The 22,513-nt window shown below is 68.2% G+C and carries 18 protein-coding genes; 4 read left to right on the top strand and 14 right to left on the bottom strand.

The features are described from left to right. Nucleotides 1–12 precede the first annotated feature (12 nt). The 4 genes from AC07NN_RS07665 to AC07NN_RS07650 form a co-directional block, all read right to left on the bottom strand. Nucleotides 13–657, bottom strand: coding sequence for a TetR/AcrR family transcriptional regulator (locus tag AC07NN_RS07665; RefSeq protein WP_494639167.1), 645 nt, complete (start codon nt 655–657; stop codon nt 13–15). Between the two features lie 56 nt (nt 658–713). Continuing rightward, a complete protein-coding gene (locus AC07NN_RS07660) occupies nt 714–1,577 on the bottom strand; it encodes a GDSL-type esterase/lipase family protein (protein WP_494639165.1) in 864 nt (287 codons plus the stop codon). 73 nt (nt 1,578–1,650) lie between these two features. Continuing rightward, a complete protein-coding gene (locus tag AC07NN_RS07655; protein ID WP_494639163.1) occupies nt 1,651–3,948 on the bottom strand; it encodes a TonB-dependent receptor in 2,298 nt (765 codons plus the stop codon). 250 nt (nt 3,949–4,198) lie between these two features. Then, complete coding sequence (locus AC07NN_RS07650; RefSeq protein ID WP_494639162.1) at nt 4,199–4,525, bottom strand: hypothetical protein; 327 nt, start codon at nt 4,523–4,525, stop codon at nt 4,199–4,201. Between the two features lie 110 nt (nt 4,526–4,635). Between AC07NN_RS07650 and AC07NN_RS07645 the strand changes: the two genes are divergently transcribed. After that, nucleotides 4,636–6,792, top strand: a complete 2,157-nt coding sequence (locus AC07NN_RS07645; protein ID WP_494639160.1) for a beta-N-acetylhexosaminidase — start codon at nt 4,636–4,638, stop codon at nt 6,790–6,792. Between the two features lie 2 nt (nt 6,793–6,794). Next, the gene (locus AC07NN_RS07640; protein ID WP_494639159.1) at nt 6,795–7,442 is read left to right on the top strand and encodes a TetR/AcrR family transcriptional regulator; all 648 of its coding nucleotides are present in this window, start codon (nt 6,795–6,797) and stop codon (nt 7,440–7,442) included. Here the strand turns inward: AC07NN_RS07640 and AC07NN_RS07635 are convergent. The 3 genes from AC07NN_RS07635 to AC07NN_RS07625 are packed head-to-tail and all read right to left on the bottom strand — an operon-like array spanning nt 7,417 to nt 12,538. After that, nucleotides 7,417–8,964: a carboxylesterase/lipase family protein gene (locus tag AC07NN_RS07635; protein WP_494639157.1), complete on the bottom strand. Its 1,548-nt coding sequence runs from the start codon at nt 8,962–8,964 to the stop codon at nt 7,417–7,419. The two genes, AC07NN_RS07640 and AC07NN_RS07635, sit on opposite strands and share 26 nt — an antisense overlap. After that, nucleotides 8,961–11,147, bottom strand: coding sequence for a beta-glucosidase family protein (locus tag AC07NN_RS07630; protein WP_494639156.1), 2,187 nt, complete (start codon nt 11,145–11,147; stop codon nt 8,961–8,963). The genes AC07NN_RS07635 and AC07NN_RS07630 overlap by 4 nt, the downstream gene beginning before the upstream one ends. Before the next feature lie 41 nt (nt 11,148–11,188). After that, a complete protein-coding gene (locus tag AC07NN_RS07625) occupies nt 11,189–12,538 on the bottom strand; it encodes a glycoside hydrolase family 1 protein (RefSeq protein ID WP_494639154.1) in 1,350 nt (449 codons plus the stop codon). Between the two features lie 165 nt (nt 12,539–12,703). Here AC07NN_RS07625 and AC07NN_RS07620 point away from each other — a divergent pair, with 165 nt between their 5' ends. Then, nucleotides 12,704–13,222, top strand: coding sequence for a glycine cleavage system transcriptional repressor (locus AC07NN_RS07620; protein ID WP_494639152.1), 519 nt, complete (start codon nt 12,704–12,706; stop codon nt 13,220–13,222). Between the two features lie 86 nt (nt 13,223–13,308). Continuing rightward, nucleotides 13,309–13,845 carry a hemerythrin domain-containing protein gene (locus AC07NN_RS07615; protein WP_494639150.1) on the top strand — a complete coding sequence of 179 codons (537 nt, stop codon included), beginning with the start codon at nt 13,309–13,311 and terminating at the stop codon, nt 13,843–13,845. 40 nt (nt 13,846–13,885) lie between these two features. On the opposite strand, the gene AC07NN_RS07610 is transcribed toward AC07NN_RS07615, so the two are convergent. From AC07NN_RS07610 to AC07NN_RS07580, 7 genes are all read right to left on the bottom strand, one after another. Continuing rightward, nucleotides 13,886–15,247, bottom strand: a complete 1,362-nt coding sequence (locus AC07NN_RS07610) for an LLM class flavin-dependent oxidoreductase (protein WP_494639149.1) — start codon at nt 15,245–15,247, stop codon at nt 13,886–13,888. 14 nt (nt 15,248–15,261) lie between these two features. After that, nucleotides 15,262–15,933 (bottom strand): peroxiredoxin-like family protein, encoded by a 672-nt coding sequence (locus tag AC07NN_RS07605; protein ID WP_494639148.1) that lies wholly within the window; start codon nt 15,931–15,933, stop codon nt 15,262–15,264. Continuing rightward, a complete protein-coding gene (locus AC07NN_RS07600) occupies nt 15,930–16,316 on the bottom strand; it encodes a 4Fe-4S dicluster domain-containing protein (RefSeq protein WP_494639147.1) in 387 nt (128 codons plus the stop codon). The genes AC07NN_RS07605 and AC07NN_RS07600 overlap by 4 nt, the downstream gene beginning before the upstream one ends. After that, entirely contained in the window at nt 16,316–17,902 is a 1,587-nt protein-coding gene (locus AC07NN_RS07595; protein ID WP_494639145.1) for an FAD-dependent oxidoreductase, read from the bottom strand. The genes AC07NN_RS07600 and AC07NN_RS07595 overlap by 1 nt, the downstream gene beginning before the upstream one ends. Continuing rightward, nucleotides 17,899–18,849, bottom strand: a complete 951-nt coding sequence (locus AC07NN_RS07590) for an ABC transporter substrate-binding protein (RefSeq protein ID WP_494639143.1) — start codon at nt 18,847–18,849, stop codon at nt 17,899–17,901. Before AC07NN_RS07590 ends, AC07NN_RS07595 begins: the two co-directional genes overlap by 4 nt. Nucleotides 18,850–18,862: 13 nt before the next feature. Further along, nucleotides 18,863–21,451 (bottom strand): TonB-dependent receptor plug domain-containing protein, encoded by a 2,589-nt coding sequence (locus AC07NN_RS07585; RefSeq protein ID WP_494639142.1) that lies wholly within the window; start codon nt 21,449–21,451, stop codon nt 18,863–18,865. A gap of 153 nt (nt 21,452–21,604) precedes the next feature. Next, complete coding sequence (locus AC07NN_RS07580; RefSeq protein WP_494639140.1) at nt 21,605–22,447, bottom strand: TauD/TfdA dioxygenase family protein; 843 nt, start codon at nt 22,445–22,447, stop codon at nt 21,605–21,607. Nucleotides 22,448–22,513 lie beyond the last annotated feature (66 nt).

Raw genomic sequence — 22,513 nt, 5'->3', positions numbered from 1 at the left:
GCTGAGCCGCCTCTAGATCTTGTCGCGCGGCCGTTCGGCATAGACCTCGAACAAGCGCCGCAACAGCGTCACGGACTTTTCTATCTCTTCCGGGTCGGGCGCAAGCACTTGTGCAATCGAAAGGCCACGAATGGCCCAGACGACCAGGCGCATGGCCGCCTTGCCGCCCGCCCCGGTGTCGCCGAACCAGCGCCCCAGCAGCACGAGGGCGTTCTGCTCGATCTGGGCCTGCAACGGGGCCAGGCGCGTCGCCAGGTCCGGATCGCTGCGCGAGCCTTGCAGAATCTCCAGCACCGCCACGCCGGACGGACGGCTCAGCACTTCCCAGACGATCTCCGGGAAGGCGTAGAGCCGTTCCTTCTGATCGGCGATGGCCGACAGGCGCGCGTCGTAGATGGCCACCTCGTCGTCGAAGACCGACTGGACCACGAACATCATCAGGTCCACGCGGGTCGGGAACTGGTGGAGCATGGCGCCCCGGCTCAGGCCCGCTTCCTCGGCCACGAGCAATGTGGTGGTCGCCGCATAGCCGCGCTGGTGCAGGCAGCGGATGGTCGTCTCCAGCAGGATGCGCCGTGTCCCGGCGCTACGCTCGGCCTGGGTCCGGCGGCGAGGGCGAGCCGCGACGGGGTCGAGGGTCTGCGAACCTTGAGTCATGCGCGCAGGATCAGCGCAACCGCCGCCGCGGTCCAGCCTCTTCGTCGAGACGCGGCTCAGCGCACACGCTCCGCGAGGCTTCGCATCGCCGCGTAGCCGTCGCGATTGGGATGGACACCGTCCAGCGACAGGCCTGCCCGCATGCCACCGTCAGGCCCTGCCAGGACGGCGTGGTAGTCGATGAACACCAGTCCCTCGCGCTTGGCGTAGTCGCGCAGCCAGGCGTTCAGGCGCGCGATCAGCGGCCCTGGCGCGACTTCCGGACGCCAGAAGAACCGGGCGGCCGGCGGGATGCTGGCCAGCACCACGCGGATGCGGTGGGCCTTGGCCAGTTCGACCATGGCCATGATGTTGTCCTGGTAGTCGCGCTCACTGGTCGGGCCGCGATTGCCGGCGATGTCGTTGCTGCCCGCCATGATCTGCACGACGCGCGGGGCAAGCGCGATGACGTCGCTATGGAAGCGCACCAGCATCTGGGCGCTGGTCTGCCCGCCGATACCGCGCCCGACGATATCAGCGCCGAACAAGGCCGGATCGCCGGGAACCCAGTTCTCGGTGATGGAGTCGCCGTAGAACACGACCGCCGGCCGTCGCCCCGAACGCCGCAGTGCTTCGTTGTCGGCCTGATAGCGGCAGAGCCCCGCCCAGTCCGTCGCCTCGCGCGCCGTCTTGGCGTCGTTATACGCGACGAAAGCCGGGTCCTTGGTCAGGGCCAGCATGCGCGGCATGTCGACCTTGCCCGGTGCGAGAAAAGCGTCGTTGAACGCGCGCACCGGCGGCGGCGTTTCCAGAGGCGCAGGACACGGCTCGGCGACCATGCCGACGATGGCGGGTCTGGTGTCCGCCACCTCGGCTGCCTGCCCGGAAGCGGCGTTGATCAGCGCCAGGCTCATGCCCCAGAACGTCGCTCGAGCCAGCATCGGGCCACCTGAAAAGAAGCGAGGATGGAGGGCGGACGAGGCTGGGAAGAGCGCCTCGCCCGCCCAGAGAGCCCTAGAAACTAAGGCTCAACTTGGCGCCGACCGTGCGGAACGCATCGGGGCTGACGATCTTCTCGTAGCCGCCGGCGTTGATCAGGGTCAGCGAGGGATAGGGCGCGTAGAAGCGCTTATCCAAGAGGTTGCGGGCATAGAGACCCACGCGCCAGCCGCCGTTCGCCTGGCCGATGCCGACATTGGCGTTCAGCAGGCCATAGGCCTTCACCATCGCCTTGGGATCGGCGGTGATGGCGTAGCTGTCGTCGCGCCACGACCAGTTGGCGCTCGCGTCGAACTTGAGGTCGGCCGTCAGAGCGCGCTCGTAGGCGGCGTTGAGGTTGTAGCTCCACTTCGGCGCATTGGTCAGGCGCGCGCCGGCGTAGTTGGCCACGAAGGTGCCGGCCGCGCCGGGCAGCGCGTAGCAGCCCTGGCCCACGGTCGTCGACGTCGGCTGGCCCGTGTAGCAGGCGCCCGTGTAGTCCTTGTACTGGGCGTCGTTGTAGCTGAAGCTGCCGCCGACGGTCAGGCCCTCGGCAACCTTGATCGAGGTCTCGACCTCGAAGCCTTGGGCCCGCATCAGACCCGCATTGGTCAGACCCAGGCGCGGCGTCGCCGAGGTCAGATCCAGGGCCTGGGCCTGGAAGTCGGTGTAGTCGGCGCGATAGATCGAGGCGTTCAGGGTCATGCGCCCTTCCCACAGCGTCGACTTGGCCCCCAACTCGTAGCTTTCGACCGTCTCGGGGTTCACCCGCTTGATCTTGCCGTTCAGGCTGTCGATCGCCGGACCTTTGTAGCCGGTGGCGTAGGTCGCATAGACCATCAGGTCGCGGCTGGGCTGGTACTGCCCGCCGATCCTGCCCGAGACGTTGTCGGCCGAGACCTCGCCATCATAGGGCAGCAGCGAGCCGTAGGTGAAGTAGCCCGGGACGGCCTTGACCGTCAGCGTGCCGGACGACTTGTCGTTGGTGTAGCGCAGGCCGCCGATCAGCTTGAAGGTGTCGCTCAGGGCATAGGTCGCCTGGCTGTAGGCGGCGTAGCTCTTGGTCTTGCTGGTCTGGTAGCGGGCGCCGAACAGCACCGCCGGCGGATAGGCCGAACTGCCCGTCGAGAACTTCAGGAAGTCGCCCTTCTGGGTCGTCCAACCCTCGACCTGGGTGTGCAGGTAATAGAGGCCGGCGACGTATTCCAGCTTCTCGCCGGACGGCGAGGTGATGCGGAATTCCTGGGTGAACTGGTCGCTGTCCAGCCCGCCGTCACTGAAGTTGAAGATGTCGATCGGCGCGTGGTCGATGTCCGACAGCTGGGTCATCTGCGACTTACGCGCCGCGGTGATCGAGGTCAGGGTGAACCCGCCCAGCTTGTAGTCGAGCTGGCCGGACACGCCACGCACCTTGGTGTTGGCGCGCCAGTCGCCGTCCTGGTAGCTGCTGTAGTTGTCCGGACCCGGCTTCTCGCTGAACGCGGCGAACAGGTTGTTGTAGCGCGGGTTGATGCCCAGCGTGTGGACGATCGGCGCGTCGCGGGCGAAGCCCTTCTGGTAGTCGGCAGCCAGCACGATGCTGAGATTGTCGACCGGCTCCCACAGCAGCTTGCCGCGCACGCCGGAGTTCTCGCGGTCGCCGACGTGACCGCTCTTGCGAACGACATACGGGATGGCGCCGTCCTGGGCGTTGTAGAAACCCGAGACGCGGACGGCGGCGGTCGTGCCCAGCGGCAGGTTTACGCTGCCGCGCGCGATCTGCTCTTCGCGTTCGCCGTAGGAGAGGTTCAGTTCGCCCGAAGTCTGCTCCAAGCGCGGGTTCTTGGTGACGATCTGGATCACGCCGGCCGAGGCGTTCTTGCCGAACAGCGTGCCTTGCGGGCCGCGCAGCACTTCGACACGCTCGACGTCGGCGAAGCCGGTGGCGCCCGGGTCGCGCGGCAGGCCGATGATCACGCCGTCGACCACCAGGCCGACCGTCTGCTCGACGCCGCTGTCATAGGTCTGGGTGCCGACGCCGCGCACCTGGTAGCCGCCGCCGTTGGCCACGGGATTGGTCGACGAGAAGGTGACGTTTGGCGCCAGGTACTGGATGTCGGAGACTTCGCGGAAGTTCGACTTCTCGAGCGTCTGGCCCGAAACGGCGGTCACCGCCACCGGGACGTCCTGCAGGCGTTGCGCGCGCTTGGTCGCCGTGACGATGATTTCGGTGAGACTGGTCACCGACGACGACGGTGCAGCCGCGTCCTGAGCCTGGGCAGCGCTCGCCCCCATCAGGCCTACCATGGCCGATCCCAGCAGAACGGCGCGATAGGCGCCAGTAGTAGTTCGCATGTCCCAGTCCCCTATGTCGATTTCTCAGTTGGCGCTCGTTGTCGTCAGGCGCCTCGACTTACAGTCAATGATGATTGTTTTTGATTTGGCAAGAAGATTCCGTCAGCTCTGACTGTTATGTGATTTTCTGTGCCTTTTGCGTCGCTTAGCCCGCCAACAGAGCGCAAACGCAGGCGCGCGCCATCGGCGCCGCCCCTTCCGGAACGTCGCTGATGACGCGTCTGGAAACCGCTCTGGAGCGCGCGGTTTCTTAGGGCTTGGCCGAGAGCGCCTTCAGGTCGGCGTCGACCTTGGTGATGGCTTCGTCGCTGATCGCGCCCTGCGCATAGGGCTGCAGCTGACGCAGGCTCATCGCCTTGAACTGATCGAAGGCCGGGTGCTTGGCCAGGTTCGGCAGGGTCTTGTCCAGCGCCGCCTTGGCGGCCGGATTGGCGACGACGGCCTCAAGCGGCGTGTCGGCCGAGAACGCCGGAGCAGCGGCGACCGCCGCCGGGGCCGGCGCCGGGGTCGAGGTGTTCTGGGCCAGGGCCGGCGTGGCCGCCAAAAGGGTCAGGGCCAGGGCCGTCACGATTCGCATGCTGTTCTCCCGCGTTCTTGGGTCAATCTAGACCTTTTGGTTGCGCGGACGTTAGAACCATCACTAACATGCAGTCAAGTTCGCTTGTAAATGAGCGACGGGAGGCCTGCATGCGTCTGAACGCCCTTCTTGGAACGACCGCCTTCAAGGTCCTGTCGCTGGCGGCGATGTTTGCCACCGGCGCCCCTCCGGCCGCCGCCGAGCCAGCGCTCATGCCCCTGCCCCGCTCCGTAGCCTGGACACAAGGCGCGCTGAAGCTGGACGGCGCGTTCAAGATCGAGTGGGCTGGTTGCCGCGATGGCTCGGGCGCACGCGCCGCCGGCCGCTTCCAGCGCGATGTGGCCGCGCTGACCGGCCTGGCCCTGATCGAGCGCCCTGGCCCACGCCTGACGATCCGCTGCGGTGCGGCGAGTTCGGAGGTCGAGTCCTACCGCCTAGCCGTCGCCGCGGATGGCGTCACGCTGGAAGCCGACGGCTCGCTAGGCGTCCTGCGGGGACTGGCCACCCTGCGCCAGATGATCGAGACCAACCCGCCGGGCGCCGCCCTGCCCTACGCCACGATCGACGATGCGCCGCGCTTCGTCTGGCGCGGCGTAATGATCGACACCGTTCGCCACTTCATGACCGTCGAAACCGTGAAACGGCAGATCGACGCCATGGAGCGGGTCAAGCTCAACGTCCTCCACCTGCACCTGTCCGACGACCAGGGCTTCCGGGTCGAAAGCAAGCGCTACCCGAAGCTCCAGGCGACCGGCGACGGGCAGTTCTATACTCAGGATCAGGTTCGGGACCTGGTCGCCTACGCCGCCGACCGGGGCGTGCGGATCGTGCCGGAGTTCGACGTCCCCGGACATACCCGCGCCGTCGCCGACGCCTATCCCGAGTTCGCCCTGGCGCCGGTGAAACCCGCAAATGCGTTCGCCGCCCTCGACCGGGCGCTGGACCCGACGAAGGAAGAAACCTACCGCTTCCTCGATCGACTGTTCGGCGAGATGGCCGGCCTGTTCCCAGACGCCTACTTCCATGCGGGAGGCGACGAGGTCGGCGACGCCGTCTGGATGGATCATCCACACGTTCAGGCCTTCATGAAGGCCCAGGGCCTGCCGACCAAGCTGGCGCTCGAGAGCCACTTCAATCGCCGTGTCGCGGCGATCCTCAAGGGCCACGGCAAGACTCCAATCGGCTGGGAAGAGGTCGCCGCCGACGGCGGCGCGTCCAAGGATGTGGTGGTCCAGGCCTGGCAGACCTCGAACGCCACGGCCGCCGCCGTCGCCAAGGGCCACCGCACCATCGTTTCGGCCGGCTATTATCTCGACCTGAAGGAGCCGGCCTCGTTCCACTATGCGTTCGATCCGGCCGACACCTCGGCCGCCGGCCTCACCCCGACCGAGGTCGAGAAGGGCCGCAAGCTCAGCCCCCTGCTGGCCGCCGTGCTGAAGGACGCCCTGGTCGCCAAGCCGCTGCCGCCGCTGACGCCGGAACAGGAAAAGCTGGTGCTGGGCGGCGAGGCGCCGATGTGGGCCGAGATCGCCACCGACGAGATGCTCGACGCCCAGCTCTGGCCGCGCGCCGCCGCCCTAGCTGAACGGTTCTGGTCGCCGCGCGCCGTCCGTGACGTGGACGACCTCTATCGCCGCCTGCCCGTCGTGCAGGACCAGCTGCGTGTGCAGGGCGTGCAAGACCAAGCCAACCAGGCTCGAATGGCCGCCCGCCTCTCCCCCGGGGCCTCGGGCCCCATCATGACGCTGCTAGAGTTGGTCGGCCCCACTCGCAACATGGCCCGCGATCATCGGATCCTGGCCATGCTGCGTGGCCAGAAGATCGTCCAGGACCTCAACACCCCGGCCGACGCCGCGCCGGTCGACAGCCTGGCGGCTCATCGCTTCGAGGCTCGCGCCAAGGCCTGGGCGAAGGGCGAACGGAGCGACGCCGCGGCGTTGCGGGCTGACCTCGTGACCTGGCGCGCCAACGACGCCGCCTTCCAGGCTGTAGCCAAGGGGCGTCCGGCCCTGGAGGCCGCCCTGCCGATCTCGGCCGACATCGCCGCCCTCGCTCAGGCCGGCCTCCAGGCCATGGACGCGGTCGAGTCCGGCAAGCCGATGTCAGACACCGATCGCACCCAGGCCGAAACCGTCCTGACCCGCGTCGAGGCCTTCGACGCCGCCTCGGCCCGTCCGATCTTCAGCTTCCTGGGCAAGCAGCCGCCGGCCGACCTGATCATCAAGGTCGCGCCGGGCGTCCGCGCCCTGCTCGCGGCGGCGCACTAAGCATGGAGAAGCCCCGCCGCACCCAGGCCGAACGCAGCGACGAGACCCGCGCTCGCGTGCTGGAAGCCACCATCCGCTGCCTGCACGAGCGCGGCTATGCGGCGAGCACCACCCTGCTCGTCGCCCAGGAGGCCGGCGTCAGTCGCGGCGCCATGCTGCATCAATTCCCGACCAAGGTGGACCTGATGCTGTTCGTGGTCCGCGCTGTCTATGACCGCGAGATCGCCGAGTATGGCGCGCGTCTGCGCGACATCCGCGATCCACGTCAGAAGCTGCTGGCCATCGTCGAAGTCGCCTGGGAGGTGCTCAGCCGCCCCTCCGGCGTGGCGGTGCTGGAGGTGCTGCAGGGCTCACGTAGCGATCGTGAGTTGGCCGAGCGCCTGCTGCCGCTGCAGAACACGATCGAGAACGAGTCCTTCGCCTGGGCCGAACGCCACGATGGCGGGTACGGCGCGCCGATCCGGCCGCTGCTGCGCCTGATGGTCTGGACCCTTCGCGGCCTCTCGGTCGCCAAGACCCTGGACGGCGAGGCCGACCTTAATCGCGCCGTGAAGCTGCTGCGCGACATGATCGCCACCGCCCTGACGCCCATGGAGGGCGCGGGGCCGCGGCTGGGGCAGACGACTACTTCGCCGCCGCCCGCTCCGTAACGTCCAGGCGCGCGCGCCAGGGATCGGCGACGCCGATGAAGCTTCCATCGGCACGCACATCCAGGATCGCATCCTCCTTGGCGTCGTAGCGCGGCCAAGTCGGCAAGCCTGGACCGTTGGGATCGCCCTTGCGCGCGAAGTTGGCCCAGTAGTCGGCCAGCCGCCCGGCTACCGCTTGGTCGGCTTGCGTGACGTTCGCCCCATAAACCGGCGACAGGCGGTCAAAGACGTAGGCCACCTCGGTCGAGTGGTTGGCGCCGTAGGGAGAACCGGCCAGCGCCGCCGGGGCGACATAGCCGAAGCGATACTCGTAGGTCGGCGCGCCCTTGGCCGCGATCGCGCGGGCCACGAAGCGGGCCGGCTCGACCATGTTCCGGTCACCGCCGATCGCCTGGTTCAACGCCTTCAGCGGCAACTTGCCGTCAGGGTCATAAGCCGCGCGGGCGGCGGCTGCGCCATCGCCGAACTTGGCGTAGGCGGCCTCTGCGGTCGCCGGGAAGTCCAGGCTGAGGTCAGCGCTGGTGGCTCCGACGATGGCCGGGACCTTGTGCTGACGACCATGCGAATAGGCCTCCTCCGGCGTCTCGACGATCAGCTTGCCATCGACGACGGGTCCCGAGTACAGCGCGCCCTCGCCCTGGAAGACCAGCGTGGCCATGCTGAGATTGGCTGCGATCTTGTCGCCCGGCATGGCCCGCAGGGCGGCCAGGGCCGCAGCGTCGGTTCCCTCGACGCCCAGGCGCTTGGCGAATGCCACGCCAACGCTCTCGGCTGAGGGCTTGCCCGGCAGATCCTGCGACAGCCGCCGCTCGGGAGTCAGGAAACGGCGGCCCGCGCCCGACTGGATGATGGCCTTGTCGAACAGCCCCTTGGCCTTGGGCGCGCCCGACAGCAGGTTGATCGAGATGCCGCCGGCCGAGCCGCCGACGACCGTCACGTTCTTCGGATCGCCCCCGAACGCGGCGATGTTGCGCCGGACCCAGGCCAGGGCGGCCATCTGGTCCATCAGGCCGTAGTTGCCGGTCGCCTCATCCGGGCTCTCGGCGCTCAGGGCCGGGTGGCCGAAGAAGCCGAACCGGCCCAGGCGGTAGTTGAAGGTGACAAACACCAGGCCGCGGTTGGCCATGGCGTCGCCCCAGGTCTCGGGCGAGGACGAACCGCCGTTCACGAAGGCGCCCCCGTGGATCCAGACCATGACCGGCAGCTTCGCTCCAGCCTTGGCCGCTTCCGGCCGCCAGACATTGGCGAACAGGCAGTCCTCGGACTGCGGCGCGGGCTCGGGCGAACCGGGCATGCGGCCTTGCAGGCAGTCGGGCCCAAGCCTGGAGGCGTCTCGCGTTCCGCTCCAGCGTGCGGCGGGCTTCGTCGCCCGCCAGCGGAGATCACCGACCGGCGCACTCGCGTAGGGCACGCCCTTGAAGGCGGTGACGCCCTCGGACGTCGCGCCTTGCAGGACGCCGGTCTCGATCTTGGCGACAGGCCCCGCCAGGGCGGCGGCGGCCAAGAAGGCGACGACGCTCATCGGGCGCCCGCCTTCACGCTGACCTTGCCGACGAGATCGCGCGAGCCGGCCGACTTGCCGACATAGAGGCCATAGGTCCCGCCCTCGCGTCGCCAGCCATCGGCCTTGGTGTCGTAGGACGCCAGCAGGCGCAGATCGGCGCTGATGGTCACCTGCCGGCTCTCGCCAGGCGCCAGATCGACGCGGGCCCAACCGACCAGGCGGTGGGTGCGCCCCGGCGGCGCGACATAGAGCTGGGCGACCTCGGTCCCCGCGCGCTTGCCGCCGTTCGTCAGGGTGAAGGTGACCGAGAGCCCGTCGCCGCCGGCGGTGGCCAGCTTCGAATAGTCGAACCGCGTGTAGGTCAGGCCGTGGCCGAAGGCGAACAGCGGCTTGGCCTTGGTGCGTTCGAACCAGCGGTAGCCGACATCGGCGCCTTCGTTGAACGGCACGACGAACGGCGCGACCTTGGCGCCCAGGCCCAACGGCTTGCGGTTGTTGGGGTCAAAGCCGGGGATGGCCGGACGCGCCAGTTGCTGGACGCTGGCCGGGAAAGTCATGGGCAAGCGGCCCGAGGGCGAGACCGCCCCGGTCAGGATCTTGGCGATGGCCTGGCCGCCGCGCTGCCCCGGATACCACGCTTGCAGCACCGCGCCGACCTTGGACAGCCACGGCATCAGGATCGGGTTACCCGTCTCCAGCACGACCACCGTATGGTCGGCGGCGGCGCCGACGGCGGCGATCAGGGCGTCCTGGCCATTGGGCAGGTCGGGCGCGACGGCGTCCATGCCCTCCTCTTCCGGCCGCGTGGCGAAGACGATGACCACGTCCGAGCCCTTGGCCAGGGCAGCGGCGCGCGCCGGGTCGGAGCCGTCGTCGAACTGGATGTCGGCGTCCGGCCGCAGGGCCTTCAAAGCGTCCAGCGGCGATGAGAGGCCATAGACGGGCGCAAGGATGGCGGAGATGCCCTCACGCCCGCGCCGGTCGGTGAAATGACCGCCGTACGGCATGACCTGGGACGAGCCGCCGCCCGACAGCACGCCCTTGTCGGCGAAGCCGCCGATGACGACGATCTTCCTGGCGCTGGCCGCCAGGGGCAGCACGCCGTCGTTCTTCAGCAGCACCATGCCCGATAGCGCCACGCGCTCGGCGACGGCCGCGTGGGCCTCCTTGTCGATCACGCCACCCGGCTTGGCCGGATCATCCATGACCCCAGCCGCATAGAGGCTACGGACGATACGGAACGCCGCCTCGCGCACCCGCTCGGGCGACACCTCGCCATGCTCGACCGCCGCCTTCAGCTCGCCGAAGAACGGCGCGTCCTGCGGCGACTCCTGGTCCAGGCCCGCGCGCAGAGCGGGCGCCAGGCTGTGCGAGGCGCCCCAGTCGGACATCACCCAGCCTTGATACTTCCAATCGCCCTTCAGCACCTTGCCCAGCAGGAACGGATGCTCGCACGCATAGACGCCGTTGATCTTGTTGTAGGCGCACATGACCGAGCCCGGCTGGCCCCGATCGATGGCGATCTCGAAGGCCAGGAGGTCAGACTCGCGCAAGCTGGCCTCGTCGATCTGGGCGTCGTGCACGAAGCGACCGGTTTCCTGGGCGTTCAGGGCGAAGTGCTTGACCGTCGAGACCACATGCTTGGCCTGGATGCCCGCCACCTGCGCCCCGACGATCAGGCCCGACAGCAACGGGTCTTCACCGGCATACTCGAAGTTCCGGCCGTTACGCGGCTCGCGGGTCAGGTTCACGCCGCCGGCCAGCTGGATGTTGAAACCCTTCGCATGGGCCTCGGCGCCCAGCATGTCGCCGGCGGCTTGGGCGAGGTCGGTGTCGAAGGTCGCGGCCAAGGCCAGGGTCGCCGGCAGCGAGGTCGCCTCGTCGCCGCGCCGGATGAAGCCGCCCAGATTGCCGACGCCGAGGCTGGCGTCCGACATCTGCTGGGCGGGCATGCCGAGACGCTCGATCCCGGGCACATAGCCAGCCGAGCCTAGAGCGCCAGGCGGGGTAGTCTTGCGCATGCTCTCGGGCACCGACGGCGGCAGCGGGATGCCCAGCGACAGCAGGCCAAAGCCCGCCTGGGTACGCAGCAGGCTGATCTGCTCATCCAGGGTCATGGCGTCGACCATCGCCTTGGCGCGGGCGTCCGGATCGGCGACCTGCGCCAGAGCCGCGCCGGCCGTCGTCAGGGTCGAGGTCATCAGCAGGATTCCAACAAAACGCTTCAACAAGGCGACGCTCCTCAGCGGCTCTTCAGGCCAGCGGGCAGGCCCTTGCGGGCGATCGCGCCCATGTGGCGGGCGCTGGGCTTGGGCGTGCGCTTGAAGGTCGTGCGATCGACCGCCACCAGACCGAACTTGGGCCCATAGCCCGAGAACCATTCCCAGTTGTCGAGCAGCGACCAGTGGATGTAGCCACGCACATCGATGCCATCGCGCATGCAGGCGAAGACGCCTGGCACGGCCTTGTCGATAAAGGCGACGCGGCGCGTATCGTCCTCGGTCGCGACGCCGTTCTCGGTGACGTAGATCGGCTTCTTCGTGTGTTTGGCGACCGTGCGGATAACACCCTCCAGCGCCTCGGGCGCGGCGGGGTAGCCCATCTGGCTCAGTTCGACACCCTTGGGTGGCGGCAGGTCGGCGTCTGGGCCGACCTCGGTCCAGGTGTAGTTCTGCACGCCGATGAAGTCGCCCTGGGCGGCCAGCCACGGCAGCATCACCTGAGCCTGCTTGGCCTCGACACCGCTAGGACCCGAGGCCGGGGCCCGCTCGTCGTTCAGCGACAGGGTGACGCCGACCGGATAGCGATCGCCCGAGGCCTCACGGATCGCCTCATAGGCCCGCTCGTGCGCCTCGATCATGATCGGCTGCTGGATGCGGAAGTCGCCCAGCACCGGTGGGGCCCAGCGGGTCGCGCCGATCGACGCGGCCGCCGCCTTCTTCGACATCTCGATATAGGGCCGCAGGGGTCGAATGGCCGGCGACCAGCTGATCAGCGCGCCCAGATTCGGCTCGTTGAAGGTCGAGGCGATACCGATCAGGTCGCCCAGATGCTGGGTGATGATCGTGCAGTAACGGACGAAGGCGTCGATGTTGTCGCGCGTCTCGAACCCGCCCGCCGCCGCGAACCAGCGCGGTGTGGTGAAGTGGTTGTAGGTCACGAACGGCGTCATGCCGTGCTTGCGGATCGCTTCCAGCACTCGGCGGTAGTAGGCGATGGCGGCCAGCGAGATCTGGCCCGGCTCGGGCTCGATGCGCGACCATTCGATCGAGAAGCGGTGGGTGTTGAAGCCCAGCGAAGCGGCCAGGGCGATGTCTTCCCAAACGCGGTTGTAGGCGTCAGCGGCGTCGCCCGACGGATCCTTGAAGATGGTCGGCTTGGCATGCTCCATCACCCAGAGGTCGCTGGCGTGGTTGCCGCCCTCGATCTGATAGGCCGCGCCCGCCGTGCCCCACAGGAAGCCCGACGGCGCCGCGCTCTTGACGGCCTTGCCGGCCTTGGGCGCCGCCACGGTGGCCTTCGCCGCCGCCAGGCCCGCGCCAAGCACGCCGCCCATCAGCAGCGCGCGCCGATCGAATCCGTCCTGAGCCAATTGCGCCTCCCTTGTTCTATGAGTCGACCATAGGCGGAGAAATAATACAGTCAATCCTGCTTGTATTTTGATTGAAATGGGAAACACGCTGGCGCTGGGTGCGCATTGACTGCGGTCGCCGTGCGTGGCTCGTTCGGTCGCGTCGTCGACCTTCGTGAGAACACCATGGCCACCCTGATCCTGAGCGTTATCGGCAGCGACAAACCCGGCCTGACCCAGGCGTTGGCGTGCGCGGTGCTGTCGGCGGGCGGCAACTGGCTGGAGAGCCATCTCAGCCAGCTGGGCGGTCTCTATGTGGGTTCGGTGCTCGTGGAGCTCGATGCGGACCGCGTCGACACCCTGCGCGTGGCTGTCAGCGCCGTGGACGCCCAGGGCCTGGAAGTCCGCATCGCGCCGACGGTCGAGGCCGCGAGCGCCCAAGGCGAGGCGGTGCAGTTCTCGCTGGTCGGCCAGGACCGTCCGGGCATCGTCCACCAGGTGACGGGCGTGCTCAGCGGCATCGGCGCCAATATCGAGGACTTCGACACGCACCTCAGCGTCGAGCCCCATTCCGGCGCGCCGCTATTCCACATGGACGCCCGCCTGCGCCTGCCGCCTGTCCTCAAGGCCGCTGCGGTCCAGGCGGCGCTGGAGGAAATCTCCGGCGAGATCATGGTCGATGTCGCCCTGACTCCGGCGAGCTAGACTGAGACCATCTCTCAACTAGCTTGACTGCTGGAACCGGCGGTTGGTCGCGAGGCTTCAAGCCCATGACAGACCAGGAGATTCCCATGGCAGCCGCCAGCAAAACCGCTCACAAGGCCCAGAAGACCGCCAAGGCCCGCCGCACGCGCCGAACCGGCCGTCGCGATCCGCTCGCCATCGCCCTGCTCAAGAAGGACCATCGCGAGGTCGATCAGATGTTCGACGAGTACGAACAGCTGGAGAAGGACGCCGAAAAGCTGGCGCTCTTCAACAAGATCGCCCTGGCTCTTAAGGTGCACACGCAGATCGAAGAGGAGATTCTCTATCCCGAAAGCCGCGGCGAGGTGGAGGACGACCTGCTGGACGAGGCCTATGTCGAGCACGACGGGGCCAAGAAGCTGATCGCCGAGATCGAGGCGATGAAGCCCGGCGACGAGTTCTACGACGCCAAGGTCAAGGTGCTGGGCGAGTACATCAAGCACCACGTGAAGGAGGAGGAGCAGCCCGGCGGCCTCTTCTCCCAGGCCAAGAAGGGCGACGAGGACCTGGAGGCCATGGGCGAGCGCATGAAGGCCCGCAAGGAAGAGCTCATGGCCAAGATGAGCGCCGCGGCGACGCACTGACTTGAAGGGCGCGCTCGCACGAGCGCGCCCTCTCGTCGCCCTACTCCGCCGCCTGCAGCGCGCCGGCGTAGCGGTTGGTCGGGAAGTCCAATTCAAGGTTCTCGCGGAAGGTGGTCCCTTCGTACTCGGTGCGGAACAGCCCCCTCGCCTGCAGGATCGGCACGACCAGTTCGACGAAGGCTTCGAGCTGACCCGGCAGGCTCTCGAACAGTACGAAGCCGTCGGAAGCCCGTGCTTCGAACCAGTGCTGCAGGCTGTCGGCGACCTGTTCCGGCGCGCCGACGAAATGGCCGCGCGGCGTGGCGAAGCGCAGGGCCGTTTCGCGCAGGGTCAGGTTCTCTTCCTTCACCGTCGCGACGATGCGGGTCACCGCGCTTTGGTTGGAATTGGCGCCGAACACGGCGGCCTCCAGCGGGAACGGACCATCGGGGTCGTGCTGGCCGAAATCGTACTCATTGAAGGGCCGGGCCAGCATGGACAGGGCATTGTCCAGCGACACCAGCTCTGTCAGTTCCTTGTAGAGCGCCTCGGCCTCTTCCGCCGTGCGGCCCACCACCGGACGGGCGGCGGGCAACACGTGCAGTTGGTCGGGATCGCGACCGGAGCCGGCGGCGCGGGCCTTGATGTCCTTGTAGTAGGCCTGGGCGGCCTCGACGTCCTCGTGCGAGACGAAGATGGCGTCGGCCCGCTGGGCCGCGAAGTTCTTGCCATCCTCGGACGCGCCGGCCTGGAAGATCACCGGCTGTCCCTGCGGCGAGCGGCTGATGTTCAACGGCCCCTTCACCGAGAAGAACTCGCCCTTGTGGTTCAGGGTGTGCAGCTTGGCCGGATCGAAGAACTGGCCGCCTTTTTTGTCGAAGGTCAGGGCGTCGTCTTCCCACGAATCCCAGAGGCCCTGAACCACGTCGAGATACTCGCCGGCCAGGCGGTAGCGCACGTCGTGGGCGTAGTGCTTCTCGCGGCTGTAGTTGGCGGCGCTGCCTTCCAGCCACGAGGTGACGACGTTCCAGCCGGCGCGGCCGCCGCTGATGTGGTCCAGCGAGGCGAACTGGCGGGCGACGTTGAACGGCTCGCTGTAGCTGACCGTCAGGGTGGCCACGAGACCGATGTTGTTGGTCGCCCCGGCCAAGGCCGACAGGATGGTCAGCGGCTCGAAGCGGTTCAGGTAGTGCGGGCTGGACTTCTCGGTGATGTAGACGCTGTCGGCCACGAACAGGAAGTCGAACTTGCCGGCCTCGGCGATCTGGGCTTGGCGCTTGTAGAACTGGAAGTCCGTGCTGGCGCTGGGCTCGGCGTCCGGGTGACGCCAATCGCCCCAGCCCGGGCCGACGCCGTGGAGGATGAAGCCGAGCTTCAGCTGACGCCCCGTGTCGTTCTGGGCGGAGGTTTTGGGCGCAGTCATTTGAAATCTCCGATCTATTCGGCGGGAACTAGAGTGATGTCGCGAACGGCTTCGAGGGCGACTTCGGCCTCGGTGCGGACCAGCCAGTCAGGGCTAACATCGACGAAGCGGACGACGCGCTCGTGGTCGATCACGACGACGGTGGGCTGGGGCAGTTCCCAGGTTCCGGTGCCCGTCGTGTCGCCGATGAAGCCGCCCTTGCCGCGCTGGGCGGCCTGGCTGGCCTCGTCGGCCGTGTAGAGGACGCCGAAACGGCGACCGAGGGCGTTGTCCTTGTCCGAGGCGACCTTGAAGCTGAGACCGTGGCGGCTCTTGATCTCGACGAGGCGTTCCGGAACCTGCGGGCTGACCGCCACGAGCGTCGCACCGAGATCGCGCAGGCCGGCGGCCAGGCGCTCTTCGTAGTACGGCAAGGCGATGTTGCAGGCCGGGCAACCGGCGAAGCGGAAGAAGACCAGCACCGCCGGCCCACGCTGGATCAGCGTCTCTAGCGACAGCTCGCCGCCCTCGACGTCGAGCAAGGTGAACGGCTCCAGGCGCTTGCCGACCTTGATCCACCGCGACGGGTCGGCGGTGTCGATCAGGGTCTGGCGCTGATCGACATTGATCCTCAGCGCCGCCGGATCCCATGTCCGCACGCGCTCGGCGTGGAGATCGGCCAGGCGGTCTTTCAGGCTCTTGCTCATCGGGCGTCCTCGGATCGAGCGGTCTTGGCGGCGGCGAGCTCGGTCGCCATGCGGTAGGCGCGCTCGAAGATCGTCCCCATCCGCCAGTGTTGATTGGTGTGGGTGGCGGCGTGCTCGCCCCAGCCGTGATCGCGGCGGAAGGCGCCCAGTTGGCCCGAGGCCAGGGCCTGGTCGGCGGTGATCCCGGCGACGCGCTCGACCTCGGGCCACACGAACAGCGCATCGGCCGAACAGTGCAGTTCGCACAGCAGGCAGGTCTGGCAGTCGGCCTGGGCGGCGATCACCGCCTTGCCGCCCTCGCCCAGGCGCAGCACATCGCTGGGGCAGGCCTCGACGCAGTCGCCGCAGCCGGTGCAGCGGTCCTCGATGACGACTTCGATCATCAGGCCACCTCCGCCCTGATAGATTCGGGGGCCGGCGCGGCTTCGAAGCGCGTGAACACGCGGTCGAGACCTTGCACGCGCTGACGGGAGGCCAGGCGAGCATCGAGGCCCGGAGCATCCTCCCGGCGGTGCATGCCCCGGCTCTCGCGCCGCGCCAGGGCGGCGGCCTTGCTCCAACGTCCGGCGGCGACCAGGGCGGCGGCCTCGCGCAGCCGCAGCGCCGCCCTGCCCTGGGCCTGGCCATGGTTGGCCAGCTCAGCCCAGACACCGTCGAGCCGTTCCAGGGACACGCTCAGCGCGTCGCCGCGTCGGAAGATGTTCTTGTCGTAGGCGTTCAGTTCGTCGCGCACGGCCTGGACAGCACCGGCCGTGTCGAAGGCGCGCGAAGCGCCACGGGGCGACAGGCCGGCGCGACCGGTGGCGACGGCAAGATCGGTCTCGCGGGCGCCGATCGAACGCGCCCGTCGTGCGGCGGCGGTTCCCGCCCATTGTCCCGACGACAGCGCCCAGGACGAATTGACCGCGCCGCCGCCCGAGATCGCGCCGGTGACCAGCTCACGGCTGCCGGCGTCACCGGCGACATAGAGCCCGGGCACGGCCGTCTGGCAGTTCTCGTCGTCGATCCGTAGCCCGCCGATGCCGCGAACGGTGCCTTCGGCATGCAGCGTCACTTCGAAGCGCTGGCTGTAGGTTTCGATCCCAAGCCTCTGGAAAGGCAAGACGAAGTTGGGTTGTACCTCAGGCATTACCGCCCGGATATCTTCTGGAACTCGGTCCAGCCGGCAGAACAGCGGCCCTCTCAGCAGCGCCTTCGCCAGATGCGGCGTGACGTCGGGGCCGTTGACGATGTCGAGTTCGTTGTCGTCCGCGTCGAACCAGCGCGCGAAGCTGTAGGCCATCGAGCGGGCCATGTTCGTACCCGCCAGGGCCGGCGTGTAGTAGTTGGTGAACTCCATGCCGGAGAGATCTGCGCCAGCCTCGACGCCCATCAGCAGGCCATCGCCGGTATTGGTCGCCGAGCCCAGCAGCCGCGAGGCGAAGGCCGTGCCGCCGGTGGCCAGCACGACCGCTCCCGCCCGGATCGTCCACGGCCGCTCGCCCCGGAGAACAACGCCCGAAGCGCCGGCGATGGAGCCGTCGCCGTGGCGCAGCAGCTGCAACGCCGGATGGTGGTCCAGGATCCTCGCCCCCGCCGCCAAGGCGTACGCGCGCATGGCCCTCATATATTCGGGGCCCCGAAGCGCGCGGTGCTGCACCTCGCCCCGGTCGTCGGTCGAGAAGGCGTAGTGATCGCGCAGGCCCGGCAGGCTGGTCCAGGTCAGCTCGATGATGCGCCGCATCCAGTCCGGATCGCCCAGGCCGAGGGACCGTTTCAGCCGATCGGCCACGACGGCCTCGCGACGCTCGGGGGGAACCCACCAGTGGCCGGGGCCCGCGGTCGCCGTGACGCCGCTGGTTCCGCAGTAGCCCTTGTCGACCAGGACAACCTTCGCGCCCTCGCGCGCGGCCGCCATAGCCGCCCAGGCGCCGGCCAGACCGCCGCCGATCACGAGGACGTCGGCCGAGCCTGTCAGGGCCTCGCTCACGTCAGAGACCCATTGAACGAGGCGTCGAAGGCGGCCGCCGGATCGCGGGCCGTGTTCACGGCGCCAGCCGCGCGGAAGCGGTCGAGCACCGCTCTCGCCTCCCGGACCGAAGCCTCCCCCATCGGCGCAGGCAGGATGCGGTACTGGCGAACGGTGTAGAGCGCGACCTCTTCCGAAAGGCCGGTCTCGCGCGCCAGCACCTTGCCGAAGGCGTCGGGGTTGTCGGCCGCCCAGCGCCGGGCCTTGGCCAGCCGCCTCAGGAAGTCCGCGATCTGCGGCCGCTTCTCGGCGATCGCCTTCTCGCTGGCGGCCTCGTAACCGAAGCCGCCCAGCAGGTTCTGGCCGTCGATCAGGATCCGCGCCGCGTCATGCAGCCGGGCCAGGGCGACGTACGAGCCCCACGTGACCCAGGCGTCGATCGAGCCGGCGGTGAAGGCGGCCTTGGCGTCGCCGGGATTGAGATAGACGATCGAAACGTCGGTCGGCTTCAAGCCGACGCTCTCCAGCACCCGCAACAGCAGATAGTGGCCGATCGAGCCGCGCCCGGTGGCGATCTTCTTGCCCTTCAGGTCGGCGGGCGAGGCGATGGGCGAGTCCTTGCGCACCAGGATCGCCGTCGCGGCCCCGCCGCTCTGGCCGGCCTGAACGGCCTTGATCCTGGCTCCGCCCGCATAGGCGAACAGGAACGGCGCGTCGCCGGCTTCGCCGAGATCCACCGCGCCCGCCGAAAGCGCCTCCAGCAGCGGCGCCGCGGCCGGGAACTCGCTCCACTCGATCTTGTAGGGAACGCCTTCCAGCGCGCCGGACGCCAACAGCACGGCCTTGGTGCCGCCGCGCTGGCTGCCGACCTTCAGGACCGGCTGGCCGCCGGAGTCCTTGGCGCAAGCCGCGAGACTGGCGGCCAGGCCTCCGAACGCGATACCGGCGATGAGCTGACGTCTATCCATCACGCCCTCCCCCTCAGAACTGCTGGGTCAGGCGGGCGTAGTAGTAGCCGCCGGTGATGCCGAAGGGCGAGAAGATGCCGAACTGGCCGGTGCCCTGGTCGGCGTTGAGGACCCCGATCTTGTCGGGATGCTTGTCGAACAGGTTGTTGGCCCCGATCGCGATGTTGGTCGTCTCGCGGACCTGCCAACCGATATCGAGATCGGTGATCCACTTCGGGCTGAACGTGCGATCCAGGCTGGCGGAGGTGCCGGCCTCGGTGTAACGGCCATAGCGGGTGTTGCGCAGGCTGACGTTCCAGTTCGCCAGCGACCACTGGGCGCCGACGATGATCTTCTCGCGCGGCGTGCCTATGGTCAGGTCGGCGATCTTCTGGCGATCGAACAGGACGAGGTTCGGGTTCACCGCCGTCAGAACGGCGGGCGTGGCCTTCAGGTTGGTGACCTTGGTCTTGTTGAAGGTGTAGGCGGCGTTGAGGTTCAGGCGGCCGAAGTCGCCCAAGCTGAAGCCGTACTCGCCGACGAAGTCGAGGCCCTGGGTCCGGGTCGAGACGGCATTGGTGTAGTAGGTCGCCGTCAGACCTTGCGGGAATCGCGCCAACAGCGGCGACAGGTTCGGCCGCGAACTTAGCTGCGCCACCGACAGGTCGAGGTTGCTGGTGTCGACGATGCGGTCGTCGATCTGGATCTCGTAGGCGTCCAGGGTCAGGCGCAGGCCGGCGAACGGCTCGGCGGTGACGCCGAAGCTGTAGTTGGTCGACGTTTCCGGCTTGAGCGGTTCCGCGCCCAAGGCCTTGGCCTCGGCGCTGTCGGTGCGCAAGACCTTGGTCGGGAAGGTCAGGTACTCGCCGGGCACGCAAGGCGCGCCGCGGAAGATGTTGGCCGGCGCGGCCGGGCACAGGCTGCCGTTGATGGTCGAGGTCGCGAACAGGGTCTGGCCCAGCGACGGGGCGCGGAAGCCGTTGCTGACGGTGGCCCGCACCGCATAACCCGGCAGGAACTCCCAGCGCGTGGTGAACTTGCCGCTGGCGGTGTCGCCCACGCCCTTGCCGTAGCGCTCGTAGCGGCCGGCCACGCCGACGTACCAGTTGTCGGTGAGGTTGGTCCCGAGATCGACATAGGTCGCAACGTTGTGACGATGCGTCGAGCCCGCATCCTCCGGCGCGGTGCCAGCATAGGAGGCCAGGCCCGGATTGGGACGCAGACCCGCGAACGGCTGGCCGGCTGGGATGACGTAGTCGCCGACGATGTAAGACGCCTCGTCGCCCGCCTCGATCAGGAAGCGCTCATAGCGGTGCTCAAGGCCCCACGAGACCTGCAGCGGGTTCTTCAGCACGCCCGTGAATTCGCGGGTGACGTCGAGATTGTTGGTCCACTGCCGGAACTCGTGGGTCGACAGGTGGAAATAGGTCGGGCTTTTCGGACCGAGCGTGGCGTTCAGCGTGTTCTGGCCGTCCAGCTGGGCGTGGTCCTGGGCCAGGGTGGTCGACAGGTCCCAGGCCCAGCCAGCCTTTTCGCCGCGCGCGCCGAAGCTGGTCTGGAAGTCCAGCTCGAAGATCCGGCGCTGGGCGTTGAAGCCGTTCGGATAGACCTCGGGCAGCGAGTTTCGGTTCAGCGGTCGGCCGGCCGTAACACCGGTGACCGGCGCCAGATTGGGCAGGAAGCTGCCGGTGACCTTCCTCGAAGAGCGGTGGCTCAGCGTGCCGGACGAATAGAGCTTCAGGTCATGCCAGGGCAGTTCGGCGTTGTACGAGGCCGCCAGGATATCTTCCTCGCCGGGACCGTAGCTCTGCCCCCAGAAGTAGCGGTCGGCCGTGGCGTCGCGCGCATCTGGCGTCACGGTCGTCACGCCGCCAACGGACATGACGGTGGGCTGGTAGAGGTACTGGGCGCGCGAGGGTATGGCGCGGTTGGCCGCCTCGTTGTTCTTCCAGTTCAGGGCGAGATGGACGAAGCCGCCCTCGTCGCCCAGGGCATGGCCCCAGTTCAGCGTCGCGGCGCGGGTGTCGCCATCGCCCAGGAAGTTCTGGCCGCCGGTATAGCTGAACGATCCGCCCTCGGCGTCGTCCTTCAGGATGATGTTGACGACGCCCGCGATGGCGTCCGAGCCGTACTGGGCCGAGGCGCCGTCGCGCAGCACCTCGATACGCGCGATCGCCGAGGCCGGGATCAGGTCCAGGTCAACGGGCGCGCCACCCCGGCCCACGCGAGCCAGGTTGTTGATCAGCGATGTGGTGTGACGGCGCTTGCCGTTGACCAGGAACAGGGCCTGGTCGCCGTTCAGGCCGCGCAGGGTGATGGCTCGCACCGTCCAAGACGTGCCGCCGCCATTGATGCCCGGCAGGTTGAACGACGGGATCAGGGTGTTCAGGACCTCCTTGAGGCCGACCTTGCCGGTCGCCAGCAGTTGCTCGCCGCTGATCACGTCGACCGGAGCCGGGCTGTCGGCGACCGTGCGGCGGACACCGCGAACGCCGGTGACGATGACGCTGTCCAGCGCCACCGCGCCATCCCCTTCGGCCGCCGCGGGCGTCGCCACGGCCGGCGCCGTTTCATCGGCGCGAACCTGGCCCGCCAGCGCCAGCACCGAGGCGCAGGTCAGCAAGGCGGCGTGATATTGGAGTTTCGAAGGTCCCTGTCGGGCGGCCGTACGGGCTTGCGAAGAAGGCAAAAGTCTATCCCCCGCGCCCGGCGGGTCGCCGAGCGTCGTCATTGGTTTCGTGAGTGGAAGGACGTCCCCGGCCCTGGGACGCCGGAACTAGCCGGGCTTGCGCTCGCGGTACGGGATGTCGTCGCTGCCGATCAGCACGCGCTCCATGACCCGTGGGAAGTCGCCGTAGTCGCGGACGGCGTAGTGGAGGCCCGCGCGGTTGTCCCACACGGCCACGGAGTTCGCCTTCCAGCGGAACCGGACCTGATGCTCCGGTCGCTTGACCTCGTCATAGAGGCGGGCGAGCAGCGCCCGGCTCTCGTCCGGCGCCAGGTCGACGAAGCGCGGCTTGAGGCCGAAATTGATCCAGAAGATCTCCTCGCCCGTCTCCGGGTGGGTGCGGATCGCGGGATGGGCCACCAGCGGGTAGCGCTCGCCGGCCTTGGCGAGGGCGTCCTGGTAGTCGTGGATGACGTAGAGGTCGTCGATCCTCGCCTTCAGGTCCTCGGGCAGGCCTTTCCAGATCGCGTGGCCGTCGGCCCAGATCGTGTCGCCGCCAACCTCCGGAATGTGCACCGCCTTCAGCACCGCGCCGAGCGACGGATTGATCCGCCAGCTGGTGTCGGTGTGCCAATGGTTCTCGCGGATGTCGTACTTCTTGAGCGCTTCCGCAGAGATCGGCTGCACGGCGCGGTGGGTCTCGACCCCGCCGACCGGGTGCGCGTAGACCTCGCCGAAATTGGCCGCGAAGGCCAATTGCTCGTCACGGCTGATGTCCTGGTCGCGGAAGAACAGGACCTTGTGGCGCAGCAGCAGCGCCTTCAACGCATCGCGCTGCTGGCGATCCAGTTGCTGACGCAGATCCAGTCCGCCAATCTCTGCCCCGATGGTAGGGCTGAGCGGCCTGACACTCAGCTTGGCGTCTTGAATTCTGTCGAGGACGGCGCTCATGGGAACCTCCTGTGAAGCCGGCCTTGAGGCTGGCGAGGGGCACCATGGTCGGAGCCTCCCGATGGA

The sequence above is a fragment of the Caulobacter sp. GW821-FHT09H08 genome, assembly GCF_059415885.1.
The sequence above is the reverse complement of the archived record's forward strand: the minus strand, read 5'-3'. Positions and strand labels throughout refer to the sequence as shown.

Excerpts from the sequence above, each read along its gene's own strand:
- AC07NN_RS07600 (WP_494639147.1), bottom strand. The coding sequence starts at position 16,316 with ATGATCGAAGTCGTCATCGAGGACCGCTGCACCGGCTGCGGCGACTGC.
- AC07NN_RS07610 (WP_494639149.1), bottom strand. The coding sequence starts at position 15,247 with ATGACTGCGCCCAAAACCTCCGCCCAGAACGACACGGGGCGTCAGCTG.
- AC07NN_RS07590 (WP_494639143.1), bottom strand. The coding sequence starts at position 18,849 with ATGGATAGACGTCAGCTCATCGCCGGTATCGCGTTCGGAGGCCTGGCC.
- AC07NN_RS07655 (WP_494639163.1), bottom strand. The coding sequence starts at position 3,948 with ATGCGAACTACTACTGGCGCCTATCGCGCCGTTCTGCTGGGATCGGCC.
- AC07NN_RS07665 (WP_494639167.1), bottom strand. The coding sequence starts at position 657 with ATGACTCAAGGTTCGCAGACCCTCGACCCCGTCGCGGCTCGCCCTCGC.
- AC07NN_RS07645 (WP_494639160.1), top strand. The coding sequence starts at position 4,636 with ATGCGTCTGAACGCCCTTCTTGGAACGACCGCCTTCAAGGTCCTGTCG.
- AC07NN_RS07615 (WP_494639150.1), top strand. The coding sequence starts at position 13,309 with ATGGCAGCCGCCAGCAAAACCGCTCACAAGGCCCAGAAGACCGCCAAG.
- AC07NN_RS07635 (WP_494639157.1), bottom strand. The coding sequence starts at position 8,964 with ATGAGCGTCGTCGCCTTCTTGGCCGCCGCCGCCCTGGCGGGGCCTGTC.
- AC07NN_RS07630 (WP_494639156.1), bottom strand. The coding sequence starts at position 11,147 with ATGACCTCGACCCTGACGACGGCCGGCGCGGCTCTGGCGCAGGTCGCC.
- AC07NN_RS07605 (WP_494639148.1), bottom strand. The coding sequence starts at position 15,933 with ATGAGCAAGAGCCTGAAAGACCGCCTGGCCGATCTCCACGCCGAGCGC.
- AC07NN_RS07660 (WP_494639165.1), bottom strand. The coding sequence starts at position 1,577 with ATGCTGGCTCGAGCGACGTTCTGGGGCATGAGCCTGGCGCTGATCAAC.
- AC07NN_RS07650 (WP_494639162.1), bottom strand. The coding sequence starts at position 4,525 with ATGCGAATCGTGACGGCCCTGGCCCTGACCCTTTTGGCGGCCACGCCG.
- AC07NN_RS07640 (WP_494639159.1), top strand. The coding sequence starts at position 6,795 with ATGGAGAAGCCCCGCCGCACCCAGGCCGAACGCAGCGACGAGACCCGC.
- AC07NN_RS07580 (WP_494639140.1), bottom strand. The coding sequence starts at position 22,447 with ATGAGCGCCGTCCTCGACAGAATTCAAGACGCCAAGCTGAGTGTCAGG.
- AC07NN_RS07620 (WP_494639152.1), top strand. The coding sequence starts at position 12,704 with ATGGCCACCCTGATCCTGAGCGTTATCGGCAGCGACAAACCCGGCCTG.